Source organism: Streptomyces sp. NPDC043867 (assembly GCF_056435845.1).
In genome coordinates this window covers 152,654-178,136 of record NZ_JBWKDS010000008.1, presented here as the reverse complement: position 1 = coordinate 178,136, position 25,483 = coordinate 152,654, and the positions used below count along the sequence as shown (strand labels likewise).

General features: G+C 71.4%; 24 protein-coding genes and 1 pseudogene. 14 read left to right on the top strand and 11 right to left on the bottom strand.

From position 1 onward, the window contains the following. Positions 1-235: 235 nt before the first annotated feature. The gene (locus AC069T_RS10830) at positions 236-1,804 is read left to right on the top strand and encodes a hypothetical protein (protein ID WP_478782408.1); all 1,569 of its coding nucleotides are present in this window, start codon (positions 236-238) and stop codon (positions 1,802-1,804) included. Positions 1,805-1,823: 19 nt separating this feature from the next. On the opposite strand, the gene AC069T_RS10825 is transcribed toward AC069T_RS10830, so the two are convergent. The 3 genes from AC069T_RS10825 to AC069T_RS10815 form a co-directional block, all read right to left on the bottom strand. Further along, complete coding sequence (locus AC069T_RS10825) at positions 1,824-3,026, bottom strand: hypothetical protein (RefSeq protein ID WP_478782407.1); 1,203 nt, start codon at positions 3,024-3,026, stop codon at positions 1,824-1,826. Positions 3,027-3,282: 256 nt separating this feature from the next. Next, entirely contained in the window at positions 3,283-4,647 is a 1,365-nt protein-coding gene (locus AC069T_RS10820; RefSeq protein ID WP_478782406.1) for an FAD-dependent oxidoreductase, read from the bottom strand. A gap of 105 nt (positions 4,648-4,752) precedes the next feature. Beyond that, on the bottom strand, positions 4,753-5,271 hold the full coding sequence (locus AC069T_RS10815; protein ID WP_478782405.1) for an SRPBCC family protein: 519 nt from the start codon (positions 5,269-5,271) through the stop codon (positions 4,753-4,755). A 316-nt stretch (positions 5,272-5,587) separates the two neighbouring features. Between AC069T_RS10815 and AC069T_RS10810 the strand changes: the two genes are divergently transcribed. Next, complete coding sequence (locus tag AC069T_RS10810; protein ID WP_478782477.1) at positions 5,588-6,889, top strand: lipase family protein; 1,302 nt, start codon at positions 5,588-5,590, stop codon at positions 6,887-6,889. A 133-nt stretch (positions 6,890-7,022) separates the two neighbouring features. Here AC069T_RS10810 and AC069T_RS10805 read toward each other — a convergent pair whose 3' ends face one another. Next, positions 7,023-8,279 carry a LuxR C-terminal-related transcriptional regulator gene (locus AC069T_RS10805; RefSeq protein WP_478782404.1) on the bottom strand — a complete coding sequence of 419 codons (1,257 nt, stop codon included), beginning with the start codon at positions 8,277-8,279 and terminating at the stop codon, positions 7,023-7,025. Positions 8,280-8,518: 239 nt separating this feature from the next. Here AC069T_RS10805 and AC069T_RS10800 point away from each other — a divergent pair, with 239 nt between their 5' ends. Next, positions 8,519-9,433, top strand: a complete 915-nt coding sequence (locus AC069T_RS10800; RefSeq protein ID WP_478782403.1) for an NADP-dependent oxidoreductase — start codon at positions 8,519-8,521, stop codon at positions 9,431-9,433. Between the two features lie 381 nt (positions 9,434-9,814). Next, positions 9,815-10,156, top strand: a complete 342-nt coding sequence (locus tag AC069T_RS10795; RefSeq protein WP_478782402.1) for a DUF5713 family protein — start codon at positions 9,815-9,817, stop codon at positions 10,154-10,156. A 43-nt stretch (positions 10,157-10,199) separates the two neighbouring features. Here AC069T_RS10795 and AC069T_RS10790 read toward each other — a convergent pair whose 3' ends face one another. Together AC069T_RS10790 and AC069T_RS10785 are read right to left on the bottom strand one after the other, a co-directional pair. Then, positions 10,200-11,150, bottom strand: a complete 951-nt coding sequence (locus AC069T_RS10790; protein WP_478782401.1) for an ornithine cyclodeaminase family protein — start codon at positions 11,148-11,150, stop codon at positions 10,200-10,202. Further along, positions 11,147-11,914, bottom strand: coding sequence for an IclR family transcriptional regulator (locus AC069T_RS10785; RefSeq protein WP_478782400.1), 768 nt, complete (start codon positions 11,912-11,914; stop codon positions 11,147-11,149). Before AC069T_RS10785 ends, AC069T_RS10790 begins: the two co-directional genes overlap by 4 nt. 106 nt (positions 11,915-12,020) lie before the next feature. Between AC069T_RS10785 and AC069T_RS10780 the strand changes: the two genes are divergently transcribed. The 4 genes from AC069T_RS10780 (at position 12,021) to AC069T_RS10765 (ending at position 17,303) form a co-directional block, all read left to right on the top strand. Next, a complete protein-coding gene (locus AC069T_RS10780; RefSeq protein ID WP_478782399.1) occupies positions 12,021-13,376 on the top strand; it encodes an amidohydrolase family protein in 1,356 nt (451 codons plus the stop codon). Further along, complete coding sequence (locus AC069T_RS10775) at positions 13,373-14,449, top strand: dipeptidase (protein WP_478782398.1); 1,077 nt, start codon at positions 13,373-13,375, stop codon at positions 14,447-14,449. Before AC069T_RS10780 ends, AC069T_RS10775 begins: the two co-directional genes overlap by 4 nt. Before the next feature lie 146 nt (positions 14,450-14,595). Next, positions 14,596-16,659 (top strand): pectinesterase family protein, encoded by a 2,064-nt coding sequence (locus AC069T_RS10770; protein ID WP_478782397.1) that lies wholly within the window; start codon positions 14,596-14,598, stop codon positions 16,657-16,659. 35 nt (positions 16,660-16,694) lie between these two features. Continuing rightward, positions 16,695-17,303 carry a flavin reductase family protein gene (locus AC069T_RS10765; protein WP_478782396.1) on the top strand — a complete coding sequence of 203 codons (609 nt, stop codon included), beginning with the start codon at positions 16,695-16,697 and terminating at the stop codon, positions 17,301-17,303. Positions 17,304-17,446: 143 nt separating this feature from the next. On the opposite strand, the gene AC069T_RS10760 is transcribed toward AC069T_RS10765, so the two are convergent. Beyond that, a complete protein-coding gene (locus AC069T_RS10760; protein WP_478782395.1) occupies positions 17,447-18,472 on the bottom strand; it encodes a PP2C family protein-serine/threonine phosphatase in 1,026 nt (341 codons plus the stop codon). Positions 18,473-18,801: 329 nt separating this feature from the next. On the opposite strand from AC069T_RS10760, the gene AC069T_RS10755 reads away from it, so the two are divergent. Continuing rightward, positions 18,802-19,638, top strand: coding sequence for a hypothetical protein (locus AC069T_RS10755; RefSeq protein ID WP_478782394.1), 837 nt, complete (start codon positions 18,802-18,804; stop codon positions 19,636-19,638). Between the two features lie 33 nt (positions 19,639-19,671). Here AC069T_RS10755 and AC069T_RS10750 read toward each other — a convergent pair whose 3' ends face one another. From AC069T_RS10750 to AC069T_RS10740, 3 genes are all read right to left on the bottom strand, one after another. Further along, positions 19,672-20,406, bottom strand: coding sequence for an anti-sigma factor (locus tag AC069T_RS10750; protein ID WP_478782393.1), 735 nt, complete (start codon positions 20,404-20,406; stop codon positions 19,672-19,674). Further along, a complete protein-coding gene (sigK, locus tag AC069T_RS10745) occupies positions 20,403-20,969 on the bottom strand; it encodes an ECF RNA polymerase sigma factor SigK (protein WP_478782392.1) in 567 nt (188 codons plus the stop codon). Before sigK ends, AC069T_RS10750 begins: the two co-directional genes overlap by 4 nt. Positions 20,970-21,131: 162 nt before the next feature. Further along, the gene (locus AC069T_RS10740; protein WP_478782391.1) at positions 21,132-21,539 is read right to left on the bottom strand and encodes an ATP-binding protein; all 408 of its coding nucleotides are present in this window, start codon (positions 21,537-21,539) and stop codon (positions 21,132-21,134) included. Between the two features lie 366 nt (positions 21,540-21,905). Here AC069T_RS10740 and AC069T_RS10735 point away from each other — a divergent pair, with 366 nt between their 5' ends. The 5 genes from AC069T_RS10735 to AC069T_RS10715 all read left to right on the top strand — a co-directional run bounded on the left by AC069T_RS10735 (position 21,906) and on the right by AC069T_RS10715 (position 24,971). Further along, positions 21,906-22,289, top strand: coding sequence for a hypothetical protein (locus AC069T_RS10735; RefSeq protein WP_478782390.1), 384 nt, complete (start codon positions 21,906-21,908; stop codon positions 22,287-22,289). Positions 22,290-22,420: 131 nt separating this feature from the next. After that, on the top strand, positions 22,421-22,660 hold the full coding sequence (locus tag AC069T_RS10730; protein ID WP_478782389.1) for a hypothetical protein: 240 nt from the start codon (positions 22,421-22,423) through the stop codon (positions 22,658-22,660). Beyond that, entirely contained in the window at positions 22,660-23,037 is a 378-nt protein-coding gene (locus AC069T_RS10725; protein ID WP_478782388.1) for a fic family toxin-antitoxin system, toxin component, read from the top strand. Before AC069T_RS10730 ends, AC069T_RS10725 begins: the two co-directional genes overlap by 1 nt. Positions 23,038-23,190: 153 nt before the next feature. Then, on the top strand, positions 23,191-24,543 hold the full coding sequence (locus AC069T_RS10720; RefSeq protein ID WP_478782476.1) for a phosphatase PAP2 family protein: 1,353 nt from the start codon (positions 23,191-23,193) through the stop codon (positions 24,541-24,543). A 119-nt stretch (positions 24,544-24,662) separates the two neighbouring features. Beyond that, the gene (locus AC069T_RS10715; protein WP_478782387.1) at positions 24,663-24,971 is read left to right on the top strand and encodes a hypothetical protein; all 309 of its coding nucleotides are present in this window, start codon (positions 24,663-24,665) and stop codon (positions 24,969-24,971) included. Between the two features lie 59 nt (positions 24,972-25,030). On the opposite strand, the pseudogene AC069T_RS10710 reads toward AC069T_RS10715, so the two are convergent. Beyond that, a pseudogene (locus AC069T_RS10710) lies at positions 25,031-25,450 on the bottom strand (LLM class oxidoreductase); the annotation flags it as partial. Between the last annotated feature and the right edge of the window lie 33 nt (positions 25,451-25,483).

Sequence of the window (25,483 nt, the reverse complement as noted above, 5' to 3'; positions counted from 1 at the left end):
GTCGAGCGGCCGGGGTGGCGGCTCGCCGCTCCGGCCTGTACAACGTTGGAAAGGGCGGCAGTTGGCATGACAGCACGGCCTCGACCGGCTGTACAGGTGCATGACAATGCAGTTTCCGGAGATTCGCCCTGTCGTTCCGTGAGATCACCCCGTGCACCTACTGTCGCGACCGGGCCGCCGAACGTACACTGCCAGATCGCAGACATGCGGGCGTAGTTGACCGGGGGGAGCCGACATGTCAGGTGATCAGTACGGGGCGACGCACGGATTCGTGGTCCCCCCGATGCCGTCCGCCCCGCCGCCCGCTCCCGCGGATCCCCTGCGGGCCGTGGCGGTGGCGCTGCTCAACTGCAGCGGCCTGGGGCTCGGTTACGTGCTCGTGCGCCGCAGGCTCCTCGCGGCGGTGTGCTGGGCCGCGACCGGCATCCTGCTGTTCGTCGCGCTGCCGGCCGACCCGGACGGCGTCTCCGGCACCGCTCTGACCGCCTACGTGGTGTTCCTCGTGCTCGCGGCCGTCCACGGCGGGGTCGTGGGCTTGCGCACCCGGCTGGCGTGGCCGCCCCGGGCTCCCCTCGCGATCGGGCTCGGCCTGCTGCTTCTGGCCGTCCCGGCCGGCGGTGTCGTGCTGTACGACGGTGCGCGTGACGAGGCCACCGAGCAGATGCTCCTCGACCGGCTGGAGCGGGCCGACCGCCTCGTCCGGGCCGCCGAGGGCAAATCGTTCAGCGGGGCCGAGTCCGACTTCCGCGACGCGTGGCGCGTCTACAGCGACCTGCGGGACGACCACCCCGGCTCCCGGGCGGCCGATCGCGTGCCGGACAGCATGAGGACCTACTACACGACGGTCGGCGCCGCCTACGAGGACAAGAAGTACTGCGACGCGATCCCGTCCCTCACCTACCTGCGCACGGTGTCCCGGTCCACGGACAAGGAGGTTCTCGGGTCGCTGGCGACCTGGCCCGACGACCGCCTGGCCACCTCCCTGTACGAGTGCGGATCGGACGGCCTGACCGAGGGCGACGCCGTCTGGCCGACCCGCTTCGGTGAACTCCTCACCGCCTTCCCGGAGTCGGAGCAGGCGGCGAAGGTCGAACCGGCCGTCGGCTCCGCGGTCGACAGGGCGGTCAAGGACGTGCGCGGCGACGAACCCTGCGCGGCCGTCGAGCGGTTGAAGGCGCTCAGTGCCCAAGTCGCGGGTCTGAAGGGGGAGGAGGCCGGCGCCGGCCAGGCACTCGCCAAGGATGTCGGCCGGGCCGACAGAAGCGCCGACTCGGGTGCGTACGACTGCGGAGTGGACCAGTACAAGGACGGTGACTTCGCGGAAGCGGTCACCACCATGAACGACTTCGCCGACGACAACAAGGGGCACAAGAACGGGGCGCGCGCCCGGAAGATCGCCATAGCGGCGGAGATCGCCCAGACGATTCCCGCGGCGGGCAAGCGCCTGCCGACGACGGCTTCCGGCGGCAGCATCTCCGTCACGCTCAAGAACGACAGCCCCGACGAGATCACCGTCCTGTTCACCGGACCGGTGACGGGCAGCGTCACGCTCAAGGGCTGCGGCAGCTGCACCGCCTACTCCACGTCGAGCACGCTCGGACCGGGATTCAAGCCCTGCAGCGACAGCGGCAAGAAGTACCCGCAGCGCACGATCAGCCTGCCCGTCGGCACGACGTACTTCCTGCACAAGCCGAAGTCCGGCACCTCAGGTACGACACCCGCCTCGGACACGGCCAAGCTGTCGTCCGGCTACGTCTACACCGAGTGCGCCTACACGACGAAGGGCTTCGGTCTGGGCACCTGAGAGCCGGCGCGGGGCCGCTCTACCCGCGCACGTCGCGGGCGGGAGGCACCTCGGTGGCGGGATCGGCGCCGGGCACGCCGGTCTCCTCGGGCGGCGTGCCGGGCGTTTGTGCGGACGCGGCCGGCAGGCGGAGCGACGCGGCGGTGTCCCTGAGCCGTTCGAAGGTCTTCGTCAGTCCGCGGAGCGGGGAACCCTCGGGCCTGCGGGGCCTGCCGACGGCGGGCGCGCCCCCGGGCGCGTCCTGGACGGCGGCCAGTGCCTCATGGGCGAGTTCCGCGGCTTCCCGGTACAGGTCACGGGACTTGGTCATGGCGTCCAGCGCTTCGGCGTACGTGGCCACGAGGGCGCGGGCGTGGGCCAGCTCCTCCTCGACGGTCATCAGATGCCACTGTTCGCGCAGCTCGGACACCGCAGCCGAGGCGTCGGCCGGCAGGGGTCTGGGCAGCGCGGCGAAGCGTGTCACCTTGTCGATGAGCTCGGTGGGCCGCGACCCGTCCAGGAAGACGCTCCGCACGGTGAAGTCGTCGTCCTCGTAGCCGGGCCTCGGCGGCGTCCCGGGCAGGACGACGGCGCCGCCGCGCGGCACCCGTACGCCCAGGTCGTAGAGCGCCCAGTTGACGATCTGGTACTGGTCGGGCGCCGCGCGGTGCTCCACGACGCGGTGCCGCAGGCTCGGCGGCAGCAGCCGTGCCAGCGGCCGGTGACCGCGCTCGTCGGTGGTCATCGCCTCGTGGACGACGACGTGGATGCTCCAGGTGTGGCGCGCGGCGGTGGTGAGCAGGCGCCGCAGCGCCTTGTCCTCGGCCGGCAGCGGATTGATGTCCCGGAACCGCGGTCCGGGGACGACGTCGTGGTCCCAGGGCACATCGGCGTCCTCGGGCCAGAACATGGTGGCGGGTGACGGCATGTGCAGGTCCCAGGGCTGCTCCGCCTCGGCCACGAGGGACCAGGTGTACTCGTCGTCGCTGCCGTCGACGGCGTCGACCGTCAGCCGGGCGCGCACGGTGACGGCGTCGAGGACCTGCCAGCGCGCCTCGAAGACGCGGCGGTCCGCGCCGTCACCGGTGGCGTCGAGTTCCAGGTGGTCCTGGATCACCTGGTTGCTCTTCTGCTCGCGCAGACGCCGTCGGACGACCTCGTCCGCGCCGGGGCCTGCGTAGCGCCCGCGTGCCAGCCACACGGTGTCGGGGACCGAGGCGCGGACGGTGGGGGACTTAGCCATGAATCACTCTGCAGGTGGGGGACGGCGGGCGTCTCCCAGTATGGGCCGTGCCGACCACGAAGCCGGGGGAGGGGGGCGTGGTTCTTCGCTTCGCGTCGTGAGCGGATTCGTCCGCCGGCCGGTGGGCGCCCGCCGGGCAGGGGCGGTGCCTCGGCGGCGTACGGGCACGGAATCGCCCTGACGCGGCCCCGGCGAGCCGGCCCCCGTGATCCCGGCGGGGATCACGGGGCTGCCGCCGTACCGCGCGGTGCGGTTCCTACGCGCCGCTGGCGTCGAGCATCCCGTCCCGCTCGACGATCTTCACGCGCTCGCGGCCCTGGGGTTCGCCGAGCGCCTTCTCCGCGGCGTCCAGCCGGTACCAGCCGTCCCAGGTGGTGTAGCGGACGTTGCGCTCGGCGAGGAACGCCTCGACCGCTTCCGGTGCCGGGGAGACGGGGGTGAGCAGGCGGTCGTTCGCGTGGTCGTCGAGCAGGCTGGCGACGGTCTCGTTGGCGTCGCCCTTGGTGTGCCCGATGAGTCCGATGGGCCCCCGGCGGATCCATCCGGTGACGTAGGTGGACCGGAGGTGCTCGCCGGTGGCCTCGATGACCCGGCCGCCCCGGTCGGGGACGGTGCCGGACGCGAGGTCCCAGGGGAGCTTGGGCAACTGGTCGGAGAGGTAGCCGACGGCGCGGTAGACGGCGGTGACGTCCCAGTCCTTGTGGATTCCGGTGCCCTTGACGTTGCCGGTGCCGTCGAGCGCGGTGCGCTCGGTGCGCAGCCCGGTGACGCGGCCGTCCTCGCCGAGGATCTCGGTGGGCGACTCGAAGAAGTGCAGGAACAGCTTGTGCGGCCGGTCGCCGACGTCACGGATCGCCCAGTTCTCCAGGGTCTTGGCGACCATGTCGGCCTGCTTGTTGCCGCGCCGGGTGGCGATCGAGCCGTCGTCGTAGTCGATGTCCTCGGGGTCGACGATGACCTCGATGGTGGGGGAGTGGTCCAGTTCCCGCAGCTCCATGGGGCTGAATTTGGCCTGTGCCGGGCCGCGGCGCCCGAAGACGTGGATCTCGCGGGCCGGGTTGGCCTTCAGGCCGCCGTGGACGTTCGGCGGGATCTCGGTCGGGAGGAGTTCGTCCGCCGTCTTGGCCAGGATGCGGGCGACGTCGAGTGCGACGTTCCCGACGCCGAGGACGGCGACCTTCTCCGCGTTCAGGGGCCAGCTGCGGGGGACGTCCGGGTGCCCGTCGTACCAGGAGACGAAGTCCGCCGCGCCGTACGAGCCGTCGAGGTCGATTCCCGGGATGTCGAGCGCCCGGTCAGCCGTCGCGCCCGTGGAGAAGACGACGGCGTCGTAGAAGGCGCGCAGGTCGTCGAGGTCGATGTCCCGCGGATAGTCGACATTGCCGAAGAGACGTATCTGCGGCTTGTCGAGCACCTGGTGCAGGGCGGTGATGATGCCCTTGATCCGCGGGTGGTCGGGCGCCACGCCGTAGCGGATCAGGCCGAAGGGGGCCGGCATCCGCTCGAAGAGGTCGATGGAAACCCCGGGGTCGCCGGCCGCTTCCGATTTCAGCAACGCATCGGCGGCGTAGATACCGGCGGGACCGGCTCCGACGATGGCTACCCGCAGGGGGCGCGGCATGATCAGGTTCCCTTCGAGCGACGACAGGCTGGCTCGTCGGGAAGCCTAAACTAAGGCAATCCTAACTTGGTACGCGGGTCCGGTTGATGACGTCATAAGGCCGCCTTATGAGTGCGGTCCCGGGGTCCGGTCGGCCTCCAGTTCCCGCTTCAGATTGCGCAGTGTCCGGTCGATGTTGCCGACCTGGAAGGCGGCGAAGGTCTTTCCGCCGGTCGCGGCGAAGTCGAAGGCGTTGGCCAGGAAGGTCGGCCAGCGCCGGTCGTCGGTCCAGGACTCGGTCACCCGCGTCGCGTCCCCCTGCTCGGCGAACCGGTACTCCCAGGTGGCGATCGGTGCGCGCAGTCGCGGGCGCTTGAGTCCGATCGCGTGGACACGGAAGGCGAAGCGGCGGCCGGAGTCGGCCGCGATCACGGTGCAGCGGGTCGTCCACCGGAACGGGCCGCGCTTGTTGTGCCCGTCGAAGACCAGGCCGACCTGTGCCGGTTCGTCCGGCTGCGGCACGGTCGCGCCTAGGTTCTCGGGGCTCCACCGCCCCATCCGGGCCGGGCGGGCGACTTCCTCGTACACCGACGACGGCGACGCCTTCACGAGGATGCTGCGCGTCACGGTGAGTGTGCGGGGCATGCGGGAGTCCTTTCCTCGCCGCTCAACCTACTCGCCGGTAGGGGCGGTGTCATGGGTCGCGCGGGTTCCGGCCACCTGTACGTGGTTGACCCAAGGAATAGTTACCGTGCCGTAACTTACTGACCAGTTACCTCCGGTAAGGGGTCGGTGCTAGCTTCCGCTCACCTGCATCGGAGCAGAGCGAGGAGTAACCGTGAGCCGCATGAGCACCCGGTCGCGTCCCATCGTCAGCGAAGCCGGCGACCAGCCGGCCCCGCACCGGACGGCCGCGGCCGTCCGCGGGCAAAGACCCCACCGCACACGGCTGTTGGCCGTCATGGTGGCCGCGACGGCCTGTCTGGGCGTGCCCGCCCTGCCGGCCTCCGCCGCCACCGGGACGGAGCCCGTCGTCTCCCGCGGGGTGACCATCCCCGCCTTCTACGACCCGCCGGCCCAACTGCCCGCCGCCAACGGCACCCTCATCCGCCAGGAACCCCTTCCCCTGGGGCTGAGCCTCCCCGGCCTGGACGGCCGCCCGCTGCCCGGCACGGCGACCAGGCTGATGTACAAGTCCACCGACTCGAACGGGCAGCCCGTCGCGGTGACCGGCGCCTACATAGAACCGTCGGCCGCCTGGAAGGGCGACGGACCCCGCCCGCTGGTGGCGCTCGCCTCGGGCACCATGGGGCAGGGCGACCAGTGCGCACCCTCGATGGCACTGCAGTATCCGCTGACCCTGCGGGGCGAGACCGTCTCGATCGCCTACGAGGATCTGGCGATCTACAAGCTCCTGTCCACCGGGGCGGCGGTGGTTGTCACCGACTACGTCGGCCTCGGCGCGACCGACCGACTCCACACCTACGTCAACCGCCTCGACCAGGGCCACGCACTCCTGGACGCGGCCCGCGCGGCCCACACCGTGCCCGGCGCCTCGATCACGCCTGACTCACGCGTCGGCCTGTACGGCTACAGCCAGGGCGGCGGGGCCAGTGCCGCGGCCGCCGAACTGCAGTCCGTCTACGCCCCCGACGTGAAGATCGCCGGGACCTACGCCGGCGCCCCGCCCGCCGACCTGACCGCGGTCATGAAGGGCATCGACGGCAGCGCCCTGGCCGGCGCGCTCGGCTGGTCCATCAACGGCTTCGCCCAGGCGGACCCCGACCTGCGGGCCGTCGTCGAGGCCAACATCAACGCCACCGGCAGGGCCGCCCTCAAGGACATGTCGACCATGTGCGTCGGCGACGCGATCTTCGGCTACGGCTTCGCCAAGAGCACCAAGTGGACCACCGGCGGCACGTCCATCGCCGACGTCATCGCGGCCGAGCCCAAGGCGCAGGCCGCCCTCGACAAGCAGCGCATCGGCACCCTCCGGCCCACCGGTCCGGTGCGGGTGGCGACCGGCACCCAGGACGACATCGTCCCGCACGCGCAGGCGCGCCAACTGGCCGTGGACTGGTGCCGCAAGGGCGGCAACATCACCTACGAGGCCGTCGACCTGCCGAACCTCGGCGACAAGCTGATCACCAATCACCTGGTTCCCCTCATCACCGACCAGGGCGACGCGGTGTCGTGGCTGACCGACCGCCTCTCCGGCAAGCCGGCCGCGTCCAACTGCTGGTCGATGCCTTTCCAGCACTGACCGCCCCGGCACACCCGCCGCGCCCACCACGCTCCCGCGCGGTGGGCGCGGCCGCTTCACGCCGTCGGGCAGCAGCGCGCGACGAGGATGTCGGACTCCCCGATCACCGAGCGGCTCAAACGGGACCGTCGGGTCACGCGGCGGCGTGGAAGAGCGCCGCCGCCTCACCGCGCGAACCGACGCCCAGCTTCGTCAGGATGTTGGCGACGTGGAACTTCACCGTCGACTCACTGATGTGCAGCTCCTGCGCGATCACCCGGTTGCGGTGCCCGAGCGCCAGCCTCCTCAGCACCTCCAGCTCCCGCCCGCCCAGCGAGGTCAGCGGGTGCGCCACCGGGTCCTGCGGCGCACGCAGCGGGATGGTCGCCGTGACCGTCGTACCCCAGCCCGGCACGGCGTCGACGTCCAGGCGTCCGTCCAGCACGTCGAGGCGGTCCACGACCCGGCCGGGTCCGAGGGCGCAGTGCGACAGGGTGCCGGGCCCGTCGTCCCGTACGGTCGCGCGCAGTTCGTCCTCGGTGACGTGCCAGCCGACGTGGACCCGCTGCACCGCGTCCTGCTCCAGCACCTTCATGAGCACCGCCCGCACGACCGCCCTCGCAGTGTGGGCCACGTCGGCCGCCAGTGGCTTCGTGGCCTGCGGCGCGCCCAGTTCCAGGCGGACCGGGCCGTAGCGCACGAGCGGCCGCAGGGAGTCGGCGAGCCGCGCGAACGCCTGGTCGGCGGGCTCCTCGGCCATCTCCCGGTCCCGTTCGGCCCGCGCCCTCAGCTCGACCATGCCCGTGACGGCCAGCTCGGTGGCGGCGGCGCGGGCGGCCGCGTCGTCGAGGGTGCGGCTGCGCAGCACGCCCAGCAGCCCGGTGAGCGCCGCGGCGTGCGCCTCGCCCAGTTCGGCGATCACCTGCGCGCGTGTCCCGGCGGCGGTACGGGAGCGGGCCAGCGCTCCCGGCACGGCCTCCGCCGCCAGCCGGTCGAAGTGGCTGGTCACCACGTCCCACAGCGCCTGGACGACGGCGAGGACGTCCGCCTCGAGCACGGTGTCGTCCTCCCGCACCAGCAGCAGGACCGCGCCCCGCGGCGTCGCGTCGCTGCGCACCGCGAGCACCGGGTGCTCCGCGCCTGCGAGCGCGAGCACGCCCTGCCAGGGACGGCCTGCGACACCGGTCTCGAGCAGCGGCACCAGGTCTGCGGCGGTGAGCCGGGCGACGACGGCCTCGTCGCCGTGGGTCTTGAACGGCGAGTGCGCGCAGTGGGTGGACAGCTCGGCGGCCGCGCGGTGCGGGACCGGCTCGGCGAGGACCGAGGACAGCCGCGGCAGGATCTCGCCGAGGGGCCGGCGGATCACCTCGTAGGCGGCGGTCAGGGCGGGCACGGAGCCGGTCAGTTCCATGCGCTCCAGCGTAGGCGAGCCGCCCGGTGGTACCCCCCGTCCTTTCGGACAGGTGGAACTGTCCCGAAGACCGGCCGCTGCCGTCCGCCCCGCCGCTGAGGCTTGAGCCATCGGCCGGTTCGTCGAGGCCTGGGCCACCAGCCACGGTTCCGCCGTGTCACGGCCTCGGCACACGGCGGACCCAGCGCACGACGGCCCCAGCACACGACGGCCTCACCAAGCGACTACGGGAGTGACAGATGAAGGCGATCAGCTATGACGAGTTCGGCGGCCCGGACGTTCTCAAGTTCGGCGAGGTGGACCGGCCGGTGCCGGGCCCGGGTGAGGTGCTGGTCCGTGTGGTGACGGTCGGCGTCAACCCACTGGACCACAAGCGCCGTCACGGATGGGTGGAGCAGTTCTACCCGACGACCTTCCCGGCCGTACCGGGCCTCGAGTTCGCCGGTGTCGTGGCGGAACCCGGCGAAGGCGTCACCGAGTTCGCGGCCGGTGACGAGGTGTTCGGATGGACGAAGACGGGCGCGTACGCGGAGTACGCAGTCGCCGGTGACATCGTCCACAAGCCGGCCGGACTCTCCTTCGAGGCGGCGGCTGCCCTGCCCGTGGCCGGCGAGACCGCGCGGCGCGTCCTCGGGCAACTCGGCCTGAAGGCGGGCGAGACGCTGCTGCTGCACGGGGCGGCGGGCGCGGTCGGGCAGGTCGCCGTCCAGCTGGCGGTGACGCTCGGCGCGACGGTGATCGGTACGGCGTCCCCGGCCAACCACGCCTTCCTGCGTGCGCTGGGCGCGGTCCCCGTCGCCTACGGGCAGGGCCTCGCCGACCGGGTGAGGTCGGCCGCTCCGTCCGGTGTCGACGCGGTCTTCGACGCCGCCGGACACGACACGCTGCCCGTCTCGATCGAACTGCGGGGTGGCACGACGGACCGGATCGTCACGATCGCGGCGACGGACGCGGCCTACTACGGCGTCCCGTTCTCCGGCGGCGGCACTCCGCCGGAGCTGGTGCGAGGGTGGCTGACGGAGCACGGCCGCCTCGCCGTCGAGGGCAGGCTGACCGTCCCGGTCGCGGAGACGTTCCCGCTGGCCGACGCGGCGAAGGCGCAGGAGCTGAGCGAGACGGGACACGGGCGCGGCAAGCTGGTCCTCCACGTGTGACAGGCCCGGGACGGCCGTCCCGCAGAACCCGGTTCGGCGGAGCGGCGTTCACAGCCGCGTGCGCGGGGACGTGGGTGTGAGGTATCATCGATCTTGAGCGCGTCGCCGAATTACCGGCATCGCGCCTCGCGTTGGTGGTCCAAGGAAAGACGCCCCGCTTCCTGCGGGGAGATGCAGGTGCAAGGCCTGCCCGGCGCTCCACACAGCCCCACCCCGGTCGACCGGGGTGGGGTTTTCCCGTTGCGCAGCGGCATCCTCAAACCCGGCCTCGATGTTCGGGACGCCGGGGGTGGCCTGACCCCGGAGCGCCGCGCGGCGATGTCAGTGGGGTCCGGCATGATCCGGGTGACACGTCGTCGGGCCGGGCAGGGAGCCAACAGGATGTCCATCAGCAATCAGCAGGTGCTTGACCACGCGTTCCTCCGGGCGCTGTACGAGGACGACTACTACCCCGACCACGTGCTGGACCGGGGCACGGCGATCCTGCTGAGGCTGTGCGGACGCATCGAGGAGGAACGCCCGGCGGACCTCGCCGCCCTGTACGCGCTGACCGAAGCGGCCACGGAGGAGTTCAACGCCCTGGAGGCCGAGTTCGACGCGGCCGGCAGCGAGATCGAGACCGTGGCCCGTGAGGAGATAGCCGAGGAGTTCGCCTTCATCGCCGACACGTACGGGTTCCCCGACGCGGACGCGGAGGAACTGATCTCGGCCCGTGAGTGGTGAGGTGACCCGGTCCTGAACGCCCGGCTCGGGCAGGGCCGTTCGATCACAGGTCGACGGGCGTGCCCCAGCCCTCCGCGCGGGCGACGGCATGCGCGACGTGTGCCGCCGCGACGTCCAGGGCGGCGTGACCGGTGGACTTGAAGACGGTCAGTTCGGTCCCGTTGCGCCGGCCGGGGTGCTCTCCGGACAGTACGGAACCGAGCAGGGTGACCGTCCGCCCGGGAGGCAGTCCCTGCAACTCGTGGGCCCCCGCCGGGACTCCGGCCGTGGCGGCACCCGCCCACTCCGCGAAGAGAGTGGCGTCGTGCACGGTGGCCGCGTCCAGTTCCGGGCCGTGCGAGCCGCCCACCGAGCTGATGTGGGTGCCGGGAGCGAGCCAGGCCCGCTCGATCACCGGCCGGACGGCCCCGGTGCAGCAGAAGACCGTGCCGGCCTCGCGGACCGCCGCCTCGATGCTCCGCCCGGTCCGTGCGGCCGGGTGCAGTGCCGCGGCGCGTCCGGCGCGCTCGGGGTCACGGCCCGCGACCACCACGGGGGTCGCCGGATCGAGTGCGGCGAGCAGCTCGATCTGGGCGCAGGCCTGCGCGCCGGTCCCGATGACGGCGACGGTCCCGGCGCGGGGAGCCGCCAGGGCGCGGGCGCTGTGGGTGGCCGACGCGGCGGTCCGGACGGCGGTGAGGGACTCGGCGTCCATCAGGGCCAGCGGGCTGCCGTCCTCGGCGTCGAACAGCGCGACGACCCCCCGGTGTGTGCTGCGTCCGGGCCGGGTCGGGTCGGCGAACACGGAGACGAGCTTGGCCGCGAGCCCCAGTCCTGGCACGTGTCCTGGCATCGCGCCCAGCAGCCCGCCCGGGGCACGGGCGGCGATCCGCGGCGGTGCGGAGGTCTCGTCGGCACTGACGGCCATGAGTGCCGTCGCCACGGCGTCCATGACCCGGCGGGGATCGAGGGCGGCGCGTGTCTGCGCGCGGTCGAGGACGAGGACCCCGCTCACGCCGAACCGTCCGCGGGGACGCCGGGACCGGCCAGGAGACGCTGCAAGTCGTCGGCAGCCGACCGGAGTTGTCCGCGCAGCCCGGCGAGGCGGGCCTCGTCGAACTCCGTGGCCAGGCCGACGACGGTCAGGGCGCAGGCGGGTGCTCCCGGGGTGGGGACGACGGCGCGGCTGAGGGAGGCGACGGGCTGTTCGTTGCGGCCGCGCTCGACGGCGAACCCGCTCCGCTCGGTGCGCTCGATGTCGGCCAGCAGCCCGTCGGGCCCGGTCAGGGGATGTCCCGCCGCCTCTGCGAGGCGGAGGTAGGGGGCGCGGGAGCCCGGAGGGAGCGCGGCGACCAGCGCGAGGGGGCCGGCGAACCGGTGGACGGGCAGGGCCTCGCCCATGAGACGCGTGATCATGGCGAGCCGTTCGGGGCGTACGACGTCGATCACCCGGGCCCGGTCGGCCTCCAGTACCTGCAGGTTGACCATCATCCCCGTGCCGTCGGACAGGGCCGCGAGGACGGGGCGGGCGAGAGCCGTCAGCGAGTTCCGCGCCGCGGAGGACGACAGGCCCAGCACCGCGGTGCCGGGCAGGTAGCGGTCACCGGCACGCAGCACCCAGCCCCGGCGCACGAGGTCGAGCAGGACGCGGTAGGCGGTCGCGCGATGCAGGCCCACCGCGTCGGCCAGTTCGGTGAGGCGAAGGGGGTGGGGCGAGCGGGCCACGGCCTCGACCAGATCGAGCGCCTTGTCCACGGCCGAACTGCGTGCTTCGGGCAATTCCGACCACTCCTTGTGGTGTCGAGAGCGGCCAGCGTACGGTGCACTTGTTTCCAGTGACGATACAGCTGTTGCGTACAGCGTAACAAGTCCTCTTGAGGTGAAGATGATCCACGCGGCACCGGCCGAGCCGAACCCACACGCGCCTCCGCCGGACGGTGCGGTCACGGTGTACCGCGGAGCCACGCTGTTCGACGGGAGCGGGGGACCGCTGCGGCCGTCGACGACGATCGTCACCGACGGCGCGTGGATCCGGGCGGTCGGCGACGACGCCGAGACCACCGGTGAACTGCCCGCCGACGCCGAGGTGTTCGACCTCGACGGATGCTTCGTCATCCCCGGCCTGATCGACTCCCACCAGCACATCGCGACGCCTCCCGACCGGCCTGCGGCCGAGGCGGTGCTCCGCCGGCTCGTGCACAGCGGCGTCACCGCGATCCGTGACATGGCGGACGATCTGCGGCAGGTGGGCGACCTCGCCAGAGCCACCCTCGTCGGCGAGATCCCCGGCCCAGACATCCGCTACGCCGCACTGATGGCGGGCCCCGGCTTCTTCGGCGACCCGCGTACCCACCAGGTGTCCCAGGGCGAGACCCCGGGAGCGGTGCCGTGGATGCAGGCCGTCACCGACGACACCGACCTGCGCCTGGCCGTGGCCGTGGCGCGGGGCACCCACGCCGCCGCGATCAAGGTCTACGCCGATCTCGATGCCGAGGCCGTCGCCGCGATCACCGCGGAAGCGCACCGTCAGGGCATCCCCGTGTGGGCCCACGCCACCGTGTTTCCCGCCTCTCCCCGGCAGGTGGTCACGGCAGGCGTGGACAGCGTCTCGCACGTGACCCTCCTCGCCTTCGAGGGCGCCGACGGGCCGTTGACGAGCTACAGAGCCAAACCCCCGGTCGACTACGAGAGGTTCGCCGACGGCGACGACCCGCTCCTCGCGGACCTGTTCGCCCTGATGCGCCGGCGGGGAACCGTCCTCGACGCGACCGCCGGCATGTGGCGGAGTGACGCCCTCGCCGGCGACGGACCGGAGGCCGCCGCGCGTGCCCGCGCCAACAGCGAACTCGCGGCCCGACTCACGGCCCAGGCGCACCGGGCCGGAGTGGACATCTCCACCGGCACCGACTACGAGACCGACGCCGAAGACCCGTTCCCCGCCCTGTACGAGGAACTGGCGTTCCTGGTGAGCCACTGCGGCATGTCCCCCGCGCAGGTACTGCGCTCGGCCACCCTGATCGGCGCCCGCAGCGCCGGTGCCGAGGCCGTCATGGGCAGCGTCGAGCCGGGCAAACTCGCCAACTTCGCCGTCCTGCGGGACGATCCGCTGCGCAGCATCGACCATCTGCGCAGTGTCACCCTGACCGTCAAGCGCGGCCGCCGCTTCGCCCGCAGCGAGTTCGACCGCCCCGGATCCGCAGCCGGACAGCCCCGCCGTGACGAGGCCGAGGAGGGCCGATGACATCCACCCCCATGATCATCAACGCGCTGGGGCAACTCGACAACCCCAACGCTCCGCGGTCGGCCGGGGCAGCCGCGCAACTGAACGCCTCCAGCGAGCAACTCACCATCGACGCCCGCGCGCTGGCCGACGCACACGCCTCGGGCCTCACCGCCGTCAACGTGACCCTCGGCTACACCATGGGCGACCTGCCCCCGTACGAGCACACCCTGCACGAGATCGCCGTATGGGACGCGATCGTCCGCGACAACGCGGCGGACCTCCTCAAGGTCCGCACCGTCGCCGACATCCACCGCGCCCGGCGCGAGGGCAGGATCGGGGTCGTCTACGGCTTCCAGAACGCCGTCGCCGTCGGGGACGACCTCGACCGCGTCGCCACCTTCGCCGGGCTGGGCGTGCGGGTCGTCCAACTCACCTACAACCAGGCCAACCACCTCGGCGACGGGTCGATGGCGCCGTCCAACCGGGGCCTGAGCGACTTCGGCCGCCGCGTGGTCGAAGCGCTCAACGACCAGCACCTCATGGTCGACCTCTCCCACAGCGGGGAACGCACCTGCCTGGAGGCCGCGACGGTGTCCCGCACTCCGGTGTCGGTCAACCACACCGGCTGCCGGGCCCTGGCCGACCTGCCCCGCAACAAGACCGACGAGGAACTGCGCCTGGTCGCCTCCCGCGGCGGGTTCGTGGGCATCTACTTCATGCCCTTCCTCCACCTCTCCGGGCACGCCGGTGCGGCGGACGTGGTCGAGCACATCGACCACGCGGTGAACGTGTGCGGGGAGGACCACGTCGGCATCGGCACCGACGGCACCATCACGTCCATCGACGATCTTGACGCCTACCGCGCGCACCTCGCGGAGCACGTGGCCCTGCGCCGGCAGGCCGGCGTCGGAGCGGCGGGGGAGCGCGCCGACACGCTCCCGTTCGTGCTCGACCTGCGCGGAGTGGACCAGTTCCGGGAACTGATCCGCCTCCTGGAGAAGCGCGGTTACCGCTCCGGGCGCATCGAGAAGATCCTCGGGCGGAACTTCCTGGACTACGCGGGACGGGTCTGGGCACCGCAGCCCGCCTGACGCTCATCGCCGGCGATGCCGCGACCCGCACCGGCCGCCGCCTCACCCGGCCGGCCGGACAGAAACTTCCGGAACGACGGCAACCTCCCCGCGAGCGGCGGCGACCGACAGCCGAACCCCTCACACAGATCGGGACGGAAGTCGGTATGACCCCTCAGCAGAACAGGACCGCACCCGCACGCCACGGACGCCGCAGAAAGGGCGTCGTCGTGGGCCTGCCCGTCGCGCTGGCCGCCGCGGCCGGCCTCGCCTACGGCGGTGCGTTCGGGGTGTTCGGTGACGACGCGGGTGCCACGGCGTCGGCGGCACCTGCCCCGGCGGCAGCCACGCAGGCGGCCGACGGGTTCGCCTCCGTCGACGCCCTCGGCCAGAAGGGCACCTACGGCGGACGGGACGGCAGAACCGTCACCGTGAAGACGCTCGCGGACCTGGAGAAGTACGCGACCGCCGCCGAGCCGTACGTCATCGTCGTCGCGGGCGCGATCACGATGGAGCCCAAGGGCAAGGAGATCAAGGTCGCCTCTGACAAGACGATCGTGGGCGCGGGGACGTCCGGGCACATCGTCGGCGGCGGGTTCTTCCTCGGCCAGGGCGTGCACAACGTCATCATCCGCAACCTGACCATCCGGGACGCCTACATGGGCACCTGGAACGACAAGGAGCACGACTTCGACGCCATCCAGCTGGACGGCGCCCACCACGTCTGGATCGATCACAACGACCTGCGGCACATGGCCGACGGGCTCATCGACAGCCGCAAGGACACCACCTTCCTGACGGTCTCCTGGAACAGGCTGAGCAACGAGAACAAGGCCTTCGGCATCGGCTGGACCGACAACGTCACGGCCGACATCACGATCCACCACAACTGGATCCGCGAAACCGAACAGCGCAACCCGTCCACCGACAACGTCGCCCACGCGCACCTCTACAACAACTACCTCCAGGACGACCCCGGCACGGACATCACGTCCTCGTACGGCAACTACGCGCGCGGCAGGACGAAGATGGTCCTGGAGAACAGCTACTTCGAGGGACTGCGCAACCCGGTGACCAGGGACGGGACGGCCTCGCTCGTGCAGCGCGGAAACGTCTTCAAGAGCACCACCGGCCGCAACGAGAGCGGGGGCACGGCCTTCGACCCCAAGAAGTACTACGCGTACACGCTCGACCCCGCCGCCGACGTCCCCGCGATCCTGCGCCGGGGCACCGGCCCCCAGGCATCCGTCGGCACCACCACGAAGGCAGCCGCCGCGACGACGCTCACCGTGGCCAGCAACGGCAGCGGACAGTACCGGACCGTGCAGTCCGCCGTGGACGCCGTACCCGCGAACAGCCCCTCGCAGGTGATCGTCGCGGTCGCGCCGGGCACGTACCGCGAGACCGTCAGGGTGCCGTCGAACAAGCCGCACGTCACGATCCGGGGCACCGGCAAGCACGCCGCGGACACGGTGATCGTCGAGGGTCACTCGGCGGGCACGCCGAAGCCGGGCGGCGGAACGTACGGCACCTCCGGGAGCGCCACGCTCACCGCGGACGCGCCGGACTTCGAGGTGCGCAACCTCACCGTCTCCAACGACTTCGACGAGGCGGCCCACCGCGGCGAGGAAGGCCATCAGGCCGTCGCGCTGCGCACCTCGGGCGACAGGACGTTTTTGAACCACGTCATCGTCACCGGCGACCAGGACACCCTGGAACTGGAGAGCCCCTCGAAGGACCGGCCGGCCCGGGTCTACGTCGACAACTCGTACGTCGTCGGCAACGTGGACTTCGTCTTCGGCCGGGCGACCGCCGTCTTCAACCGCTCCACCTTCACGCTGAAGAAGCGCGCGGACGGCACCTCGGCCGGCTTCGTCACCGCCCCGTCGACCCCGGCGGGCTTCAAGGGCTTCCTCATCACGAACTCCAAGGTGAACGGCGACGTGGCGGCCCGCAGCTTCTACCTGGGCCGGAACTGGCACGCGGGCGGCGACGCGACCCTCCGTCCCCAGGCGGTCGTGCGCGACAGTGTGCTCGGTGACGCGGTCAGGACCACACCGTGGACCGACATGGGCGGGTTCTCCTGGAAGAAGGACCGCTTCGCCGAGTACCGGAACAGCGGCGCGGGATCCGGCGCGGCGAGCGCCGACCGGCCGCAGCTGTCCGACGCGGCGGCCGCCGGCTACGAGATCGCGGACTGGCTCGGCGACTGGACTCCGCCGGCCTCGTAACACCCGCGCCGGTCAGGCCAGCGATACTGCCTGACATGCGTATCGACTATTCCCCCGAGTCCATGGACAAGGGAGCGTTCTACAAACTGCTCACCGCGGTGGTCGTGCCGCGCCCGATCGCGTGGGTGTCGACGCTCACGGGCGACGGCAGGACCGCCAACCTGGCACCGCACTCGTTCTTCACCGTCGCCTGCACCGACCCGCCGATCGTGCAGTTCACCTCCGTCGGGCGCAAGGACTCCCTGCGCAACGTGGAGGAGACCGGGGAATTCGTCGTGAACTTCGCACCCGAAGCGCTTCTCGAGCAGATCAACGCGACGGCGACCGACTTCCCCAGTGAGGAGGGCGAGTTCGACGCGGTGGGCATCGAGCGGGAACCCTCGCTGCGGGTGAGGCCGCCGCGGGTGGCCGCCTCGCCGGTGGCGCTGGAGTGCCGGCTGCACGCGACCCTGTGCCTGGGGAACTCGACGGTCGTGCTGGGGCGCGTCGTCCACGCCGCGGTGCGCGCGGACACCGTCGTGGACGGGCATCCGCGGATCGACCTCCTGCGGCCGCTGTCCCGGCTCGGGAAGAACGAGTGGGGCACCCTCGGCGAGATCAGGGACCTCGCGCGGATCCGGTACAGCGACTGGCCGCAGGACTGAGGCCGGGGCGGTCACCAGACGGGTGGCCCGCCCCTGCCTGGCTACGGGGCCCTGGGGCCGGGTCGCCGGCTCGTCCAGGACGACACGGCTGCCAGCCCGACGGCGTACGACCGCGGCGGGCGTTCGCCGGAGGGACCGGGACGTCACGGCTCGCTCGGGGCAACGCGTTCGATGGCGACGAGAGCGGCGTCGTCTCCCAGGGTTCGGCGCGCGTGGGTCAGGAGGTCGTCGCACAGGTAGCGGAGAAGAGCGTCCGGTCCTTGCCCGGACCACGCGGCGAGCCGGTCGGCCAGCGGGTAGAAGTCTCCCTTGCCGTCGCGGGCTTCGGTGACCCCGTCCGTGTAGAGCAGGATGATGTCTCCGTCGGCCACGGTGAAGTCCTGGACGGAAAAGGGGTTCTCCACGTGTCCGGTCAGCCCCAGTGGCGGCGCCGGCCGGCGCACCCCCAGCTCGTGGACGTCGCCCCGGGACCACAGCAGTGGCGGCGGGTGACCGCAGTTGATCACTGAGACGTTCGTGGCGTGGTCGGGGATGTCCAGGACGACCGCTGTGGTGAAGGCCTCCAGCCCCTCCATGTCGTCGTCCCAGTCGCCCGGCGTGTCGAGGTCCGAGGAGACAGCGTCCTCGAGGAAAGCCACCAGAGCCGGCAGTTCGGGCTGCCGGTGCGCCGCGGCTCGGAAGGCGCCCAGGAGGCGGGCGGCATCCCCGATCGCCTCCAGGCCCTTGCCGCGGACGTCGCCGATGAGGACGCGGGTGCCGTGCGTGGTGCGCGCCGTGGCGTACAGGTCGCCGCCGATCTGCGCCTCGGCTTCTGCCGCCAGGTAGACGGACGCGAGACGGAGTGGACCGATCCGGCGCGGAAGAGGTCGAAGTACGACCTCCTGAGCCGCCTGCGCCACCCAGCGAAGCTGGATCAACTGCTTCTCGTGACGCTCGCGCAGATGGGCGAGGAACGTCACGAGCACGGAGATCAGGGCCAGGGCGACGATCTGAAGGGTGTGGTTGAGGTCCGTGAGGCTGGTCCGGGTGACGCCGACCGTGCCCTGAGCAAGGACCGCGAGTGCGCCGACCAGGGCCGTCATCCGCGGGCCGGCGAACGACGCTGTGATCGCGGGTGCCGCGACCAGGAAGGGACCGAGGTGAACGTCGGGAGGGGCAAGGATGTCCACGACCGTGACGATCGCGATCAGGGCGAGAGGCAGAACAAGCCGGCTGCTCGACGCGTTCCACAACCGGATGACATGCCCTGACTCCCGAGGAAGGTCCACACGATCTGGATACACCCCTGGTGCCGCGTCGTGGCAGGCCGGACTGGTGCGTCGCGCCACTTCTACCCACCCGGCGGCCGGGCGGTGCCTCCTCGCGGCAGGCCCGGCAGCGAGCCGCGGCCGGGGGCGCTCGGCAAGCGGCCGCAATGCCGTTCCACTGGCGAACATGTGTGCACAAGTGGGCTGCGTCGAAGGGGAAGGAGCCGCTGCCGGACGGCTACGGTCGGCGGGTGAGCAACCTGGAGGAGACCGCCGAGGGAGCGGGGCCGTTCACCACCCGGCTGACCTGGATCCTTGAGAACGGTGGCACCGCCGTCTGGGAATCGCGTCCGGCACGCAAACGTGGCCTGCTCACCGTGCGGACGCCAGGCGGGCCGGAGCAGCGTTCCCGGAGAGCGGACAACGAATCGATCGCCCGGCTGCGCAGCCTGAATTCCCTTGCCGCGGGGGCGTTCGCGGTCGGTGGGGCCCTCTTCGCCGCCGGAGCGGGGGTGGCCCAGTTCGGTTCGGGCGGCGCGACGGGCGTCTGGATCTATTTCGCCGGCGGTCTGTTCTTCAACACGGGGGGCTACGCGTCACTGCTCCAGGCGATCAATGCTCCCCGCCGGGACAGCGGGGCCGGGGCGCCGGCCGCACGGAGCCGGCGATGGTGGAGCTACGAACCCGGCCGCATCGACTGGCTGAGCACCTTCCTGCTGTTCGTGGGCACGCTGGTGTTCGGCATCAACCTGCTGAGCTCTCTGCTCCAAGGGCTCTCGACGCAGCAGACGAACAGGCTGATCTGGGCCCCCGACATGGTCGGATGCATCCTCTTCCTGATCTCGGGGCACCTCGCGCTGGTCGAGGTGTGCCATGGGCGGCCAGGCGTGCGTCGCGCCGACCTCGGCTGGTGGATCGTCGCCGTCAACCAGTTCGGATCCGTGCTCTTCCTCGTCTCCGCACTGGCCGCCTTCACCCGGCCCGTGACGGGAAGCGTCCTGAACGCCGACATCGCGAACTGGGGCACTCTCGCGGGAGCGCTCTGTTTCCTCGTCGGAGGGGTGCTCCAGTGCTTCGAGCACCCCTGACCCACCACCGGCCGGACGGCGGAGAGCCGCACTTCAGGCCGTGATGGGAATGACGGCGAGGGGTTCGGTCGTGGGCTGCCGGGAGCCGCCGGCGGGTTCGACGGTGATGCCGACAGCCACAGCGCCGGCCAGGGGGCCCCGCAGGACGTGCGAAGCCTGCTTCGCCCCGCTCGGCAGGAGACCGGCGGGACGCAGGTCGTCCGCCGTGGTGGCGAACCAGAGCTCGTAGACCTTGTCTTCGGCGAGGGCTGGAAGGTCGTGAGCGGCGAAGAGGGCGCGGGCCTCGGAGCGGGACACGATGACGGCTGCCGTGCCTCCTCCGGTCATCGCTCCGGTGTGGAGGGTGGCGTCGGGCGCGGTCACGACGTCGGTGAGGGCTCGATCGGCGACGTGCGCTCGGGTCGCCTGAGCGCGTGCGTCGTCCGCCTGGGAGTGCTGCCACGCGGCGGCCCCGCCGAGAAGGGCGGCTGCGGCGATGCTCGCAGTCAGCGCGAAGCGCAGGGCACGGTGCTTGGCCGCCGACGGACGCCGAGGCCGGTCCAGAGGGATCCGACTGACGGCGTCAAGGGTGCGGGCGCGCACGTGCGGCGGCACGGAGGCGGTCTCCGCGCCCGCGAGGAGAGTGACGACCTCCAGCGATTCGGCGACTTCCGCGCGGCAGTCCTCACAGCCGGCGAGATGGTTCTCGAACGCGGCTTCCTCGGCCGCAGGCAACGCGTGCAGGACGTAGGCACCGACGGCGAGGTGCGGGTCTTCCTCGGGCGTCATTCGCCGGCCTCCAGACAAGCTCGCAGGTGCAGCAGGCCCGCGCGCATGCGGGACTTCACCGTGCCCTCGGGCGTGGACAGCGCGTCGGCCACCTCGACGTAGGTCAGGCCCTGGTAGAAGGCGAGGACCAGAGGGACCCGTCGCAGACGGGTCAGTGCGGCCAGGCAGCGGTAGATGCGCCGCTGCTCGTCATGGTCCTGCACGGCCTCGGCGACCTGGTCGAAGGCCCTTTCGGAGAGCAGCTGCCCGGCGCGCCGCTCGCGTTCCGAGCTCGCCTGGGCGGCCCGTACCCGGTCCACCGCGCGGCGATGCGCGAGGGTGAGCACCCAGGCCTTGGCCGTTCCCCGCCGGGGGTCGTAGCGGTCCGCGGTGCGCCAGACCTCGATCATGACGTCCTGGGTGACCTCCTCCGCCTGGGCGGCGTCGCGCAGAATGCGGCAGACCAGTCCCATGACGGTCCCGCTGAAGGCGTCGTAGACCCCCGTGAACGCCTCCTTGTCGCCTCCGGCGACACGCGGCAGCAGCTCCTCCGCTGGTGTGCTGAGCTCGGATCGGCGCGGCAAGCTCCGCTCCCCTCGTACGTCGGGCTGCGATCCGCGGTGTGCCCGCAGCGCCCTGTGTGCCGTGTTCGACTGTGGCACCGGCCGCAGCACCGCGCAGTGCGGCATGGGCGTGCGGGTGACGTCGTCTCGGACCGAGAACCCGGTCACACGTACCCATGTGGTCTAACCCGTCTCCAGACGGAGCAGGACATGGACCGTCTTGCCTCCGAGAGCGGGGACGACCCGGACCTGTTCACCGAGCCGGCAGACGAGATCCATGCCGAAGCCGCCATGATCGCCCGCTCCTGCCCGTGAGCCGAGATCGGGAAGCTCTTCGCTGTGGTCCGCGACGGCGATGTCCAGTTGTCTTCCCTGGACCGTGAGGATCAGCAGGCACGAGTCACCGGTGTGACGGACCGCGTTGGTCACCAGCTCGGAGACGATCAGCACGGCGTCCGCGATGCGATCCGGCCGGTCGGCGGTCTTCAGCCATCGTTCGGTGATGTGGCGGGCCACGGCGGGTGCGCGCCGCCCGCAGGGCAGAGCAACCGAGTGCCGCTGTGTGACCGGCGGTGAAACGATCGTGGACATGACCGCCCCCTCTGAGGGCCTCAATACCGATGATTCCTCTGTGCAGGTGATTCGTAGCCGCCGCCCGGACGGATGGCGGGAAGGCGCGAAGCCTCGACCCCGCAGTCGCGGCTGAAGCGCGAGCGGGACGCGCCGACCGGGTCCGGGTCACCTGCCGACGACGCCGGTTCACCAAACGATCCCTTTGCGATTTTTTCCCGTTGTGTCATCCGGTGCGGCCCCGGCTCCGAATCCCTCATGTCCGACACAACAGGAGAGCGGAGCAGCCGGTGTCACGTATCCGCCACACCGCACCGCGGCAGCGGCGGACAGGACCGGCATCCGTTTCGTTGTGTTCGCCAATGCTCTGGCAAGGAGATTCGTGCGATGACAGCATCCATGCGAGTCCGGCGGCTGGTGGTGGGAACCGCAGCCACGGGGCTGCTGACCGGAGGTGCCGCTCTCGGCATGTCCACAACGGCCAACGCGGCTCCCGCGCCTTCTTCCGTCACCACCGTGGTGACCGGTCACCATCACGGCCACCACGACAAGTGCGAGTGGAGGAACGGGCACTGGGAGAAGACGTGGGTCAAGGGCCACTGGGAGAAGAAGCAGGTCGACCACAAGACCTGGCACAGGGGCTACAACGACCGTCACGGCACCTGGCACCAGGGCTACTGGGAGCACCACCACAGCTACAAGTGGGTCTACGTCCCCGGCCACTGGGACCACCAGTGGATCAAGGGTTACTGGGACTGCAAGCACCACTGACATCTGCGTGAGGTAATGGCCAGGGCTTCCACGAGCCCTGGCCATTACCTGTGCACCTTCCGGTCCTGGGCGGGCGGACCAGCGGTTCATGTCGCGCGACGCGGCATGGTAACGGCTGTTACCATGCGGGTATGGCGAAGACACAACTGGGCGCGCGCGTGAATGAAGAGGTCGCGGAACTCGCGAAGCAGCGCGCCGCCGACCTGGGACTGAGTATCGGGGACTACCTGGCCAGGCTGGTGCAGGACGATGCAAGCGGCCTGCGCGCCCGGGCGGTGGACGCGGCCGCCCGCTTCCTGGCCGAACACCAGGCGGTCTTCGACACGGCCGAACAGGCCCAGCAGACGCCTCGGGGAGCGCACGCGGCCTGATGGACCTGCACATCGACGTTCCCTGGATCCTGCAGGTCGCGGAGGCCGCCGGAGCAGACGATCCGGCTCCTGACGACTACGGCGTCCCCGTGTCGGCAGTCGCACGCCACCGGGCCGAACTCTTCGAGCAGTCCGTCTATGACGGCCCTTACTCCAAGGCCGCCGCCCTGGTGCACACGCTGGGCCGGTGCCGCTGGCTGGAGCGCTCCAACCTCGCCGTCGCCGCCGCCTGCGGCGTGATGTACCTGGAAGCGGCCGGGGTTTCCGTCAAGCCCGTCCGAGAGGATGCCGTCGCCCTCAAGGACCTGCTCCTCGATCCCGCCTGCACGGCCGGGAAGATCGCCGCGTTGCTGCGGAGCTGGCCGACCGTCACCTGACGCCCGCCGCACCCCGTTCCGCCCCCGGCCACACCGCAGGACGGCGACGGCCGAACCCGGGCCGGAACCCGCGCGGTGTTTTTTTCGTCCTGCCCGGGCGGGTAGGACCGACAGCACAACCAGTATCTAGTGAAGTGGTCTGGATTGATACACATACGGCGTCAACCACAAGCGGGCCTGTGGGCCGCAGCGGCGGTCGCGGCTCTCGGATTCCTCGTCGCGCTCGAATGCGCCGTACGTCACTACGGCCTGCCGGGTCCGATCACCACCCAGGCGCGAGAGGTGCTGTTCCCGCCCAAATCCGGCGGACTGCTGTACGCCGGTATGGCGTTGATGATGGTGGTTCTCACCTGGCGGCAGCGGTTCATCGCGCTGGGCGCGGCGGTCGGCGTCGACGTCGTCTTCTGGGCGGTCCGCTGGGTGGCCGACATCAGAGTGACCGACGGCCACCCCTTCGGCAACGGCGCGCTGTGGGTGACCCTGGGCTGCGCGGTCGTTGCCGTCACCCGCCGTACCGGCCCAGAACGCGTCCTGCTGCTGAAGGGCGTGGGACTGGCCCTGCTCCTCATAGCGGGCCGCAAGACGGGCGACGCCTGGCTCTTCCTCACCTCCCAGACCCGGCCCATGGTGCTCGACCAGTACGTGGCGGTCACCGACCACGCACTGGGCAACCCGTCCTGGCTCGCGGGGCGGATCGTCACCGCCTCCGGCCCGATCGGCTTCAACACTCTCGACTTCGTCTACGGCCAGCTCCCGGTGGCCGCGGTCGTCGTCGCGCTGTACCAACTGCGCCACGTGACCGCCGAGCGCCGCTTCCCGCGCCACCACCTCGTGCGCACCTTCCTCACCATCGGCCTCATCGGACCGGCCTTCTACATGATCTTCCCGGTGGTCGGGCCGGTCTTCGCCTACGGCACCGGCGCCGCGCACTGGGAAGGAGTCAGCCTGTGGGCTCCGCACATGCCGCCCAGCGCGCCCTGGGCCGTGGCCGACCTGTGGCCGCGGACAGTGCCTCCGATCAGCGCCCCGCACCTCATGCCGTTCGACAAGATCACCCCGCGGAACTGCATGCCGAGCCTGCACACCGCGTGGGCCACCGCGATCTTCATCCACTCCCGCAAGGGCCCGCGCGCCCTGCGCTACGCCGGCGCGTTCTGGCTGATCGCCACCCTCGCCGCGACGCTCGGCTTCGGCTACCACTACGGCGCCGACCTCATCGCCGGCGTGGTGTTCACGCTCACGATCGAAGGGGCGCTGCGCGCCTACGACCACGGCTGGGACCGGTCGGGGATCCGACTGGTCGCCCACGGCTCGACGGTCTGCGTCGCACTCCTGGTGTCCTACCGCTGTCTGCCTCTGGAGATGGCCGCACACCCGTGGCTGGCCGGCCCCCTGCTCCTCCTCGCCATGGTCTCCGTCATCTACAACTACATACGGACAACCGCGGCCTGGGAACCGAAGACGCTGCCCGTCCGGCAGCCGGCCCCGCAACCCGAACTGACCTGACGACGACGCACCCCGTGCCGTGAGAACCCGGCCGGCGTTCCCGGACGCGGCCCGCGCGGTCATGGGGTGACGCGTTCGGACGTGTCCGACGTCGGCTGGAGGGTTTGTTAGGTTGGCCGGTGAACCGTGCACGCACCGGCGGCCGACCGCACAAGGAGCCGACCCGCATGATGGCGCGCGCCAGACTGGTACAGGAACTTCGCCGCGACGGTACCGGCCGCTCGGGCAGGGAAGCGGCGCTCCTCGTCGAGGACTACGCGCACCAACTGGCCACGCAGCTCCGGGAGGCGGGGCATCGCGAGGCAGCCGACCTCATCGACCCCACCGCCGGACGGTGCACCTGCGGCGCACCGGACGGTGCCGACGAGGACAGCCGGGAGACCCGCAGGTACTGGGAGCACTCCCGGTCGTGCTCGTTGGGGAGCTGACCCGGGCCTCACCCGCGGCGATCCGGCCGGGCAGGGACTGAGGCCCTCGCGCCCGATGCTCAGAGCTCCGGTGCGGCGTGCTGTCCCACCAGCTCGTACGAGCGCAGGCGGTCGGCCAGGGCGTAGACCGGCGTCACCAGCATCAGTTCGTCCGCGTCGGTCAGGCGTCGCACCACGGTGTCCGGCGTGCCGTGCGCCTGATGGGCCCGGGAACTCGCCGGCGCCTGGCGTTCCCCGGGCGTGAACGGGTGCGCGGACGCCTCCTCGGGCGAGGGGAAGGGAACGTCGCTCCGTCCCTGGAGGAGTCCGGCCTTGACGACGTCCATGGGTCCGGCGAGCCGCTCCGCTTCCTCCTGCGTCCCGGCACACACCACCTCCACGCACAGCAGCACGCGGGGGCGTTCGGACCAGCGGGACGGGGCGAAGCCGGCTCGGTAACGGGCGAGTGCGGCGCGGGTGTCGTCCGGCCGGATGTGGTGGGGCGCCGGTGCGGCCCGGCAGGGGCGGGCCAT

What these genes read in the sequence shown, in the direction of transcription:
- AC069T_RS10830 (WP_478782408.1), top strand. Translation starts at nt 236, where the DNA reads ATGTCAGGTGATCAGTACGGGGCGACGCACGGATTCGTGGTCCCCCCG.
- AC069T_RS10825 (WP_478782407.1), bottom strand. Translation starts at nt 3,026, where the DNA reads ATGGCTAAGTCCCCCACCGTCCGCGCCTCGGTCCCCGACACCGTGTGG.
- AC069T_RS10820 (WP_478782406.1), bottom strand. Translation starts at nt 4,647, where the DNA reads ATGCCGCGCCCCCTGCGGGTAGCCATCGTCGGAGCCGGTCCCGCCGGT.
- AC069T_RS10815 (WP_478782405.1), bottom strand. Translation starts at nt 5,271, where the DNA reads ATGCCCCGCACACTCACCGTGACGCGCAGCATCCTCGTGAAGGCGTCG.
- AC069T_RS10810 (WP_478782477.1), top strand. Translation starts at nt 5,588, where the DNA reads ATGGTGGCCGCGACGGCCTGTCTGGGCGTGCCCGCCCTGCCGGCCTCC.
- AC069T_RS10805 (WP_478782404.1), bottom strand. Translation starts at nt 8,279, where the DNA reads ATGGAACTGACCGGCTCCGTGCCCGCCCTGACCGCCGCCTACGAGGTG.
- AC069T_RS10800 (WP_478782403.1), top strand. Translation starts at nt 8,519, where the DNA reads ATGAAGGCGATCAGCTATGACGAGTTCGGCGGCCCGGACGTTCTCAAG.
- AC069T_RS10795 (WP_478782402.1), top strand. Translation starts at nt 9,815, where the DNA reads ATGTCCATCAGCAATCAGCAGGTGCTTGACCACGCGTTCCTCCGGGCG.
- AC069T_RS10780 (WP_478782399.1), top strand. Translation starts at nt 12,021, where the DNA reads ATGATCCACGCGGCACCGGCCGAGCCGAACCCACACGCGCCTCCGCCG.
- AC069T_RS10775 (WP_478782398.1), top strand. Translation starts at nt 13,373, where the DNA reads ATGACATCCACCCCCATGATCATCAACGCGCTGGGGCAACTCGACAAC.
- AC069T_RS10770 (WP_478782397.1), top strand. Translation starts at nt 14,596, where the DNA reads ATGACCCCTCAGCAGAACAGGACCGCACCCGCACGCCACGGACGCCGC.
- AC069T_RS10765 (WP_478782396.1), top strand. Translation starts at nt 16,695, where the DNA reads ATGCGTATCGACTATTCCCCCGAGTCCATGGACAAGGGAGCGTTCTAC.
- AC069T_RS10750 (WP_478782393.1), bottom strand. Translation starts at nt 20,406, where the DNA reads ATGACGCCCGAGGAAGACCCGCACCTCGCCGTCGGTGCCTACGTCCTG.
- AC069T_RS10740 (WP_478782391.1), bottom strand. Translation starts at nt 21,539, where the DNA reads ATGTCCACGATCGTTTCACCGCCGGTCACACAGCGGCACTCGGTTGCT.
- AC069T_RS10735 (WP_478782390.1), top strand. Translation starts at nt 21,906, where the DNA reads ATGACAGCATCCATGCGAGTCCGGCGGCTGGTGGTGGGAACCGCAGCC.
- AC069T_RS10730 (WP_478782389.1), top strand. Translation starts at nt 22,421, where the DNA reads ATGGCGAAGACACAACTGGGCGCGCGCGTGAATGAAGAGGTCGCGGAA.
- AC069T_RS10725 (WP_478782388.1), top strand. Translation starts at nt 22,660, where the DNA reads ATGGACCTGCACATCGACGTTCCCTGGATCCTGCAGGTCGCGGAGGCC.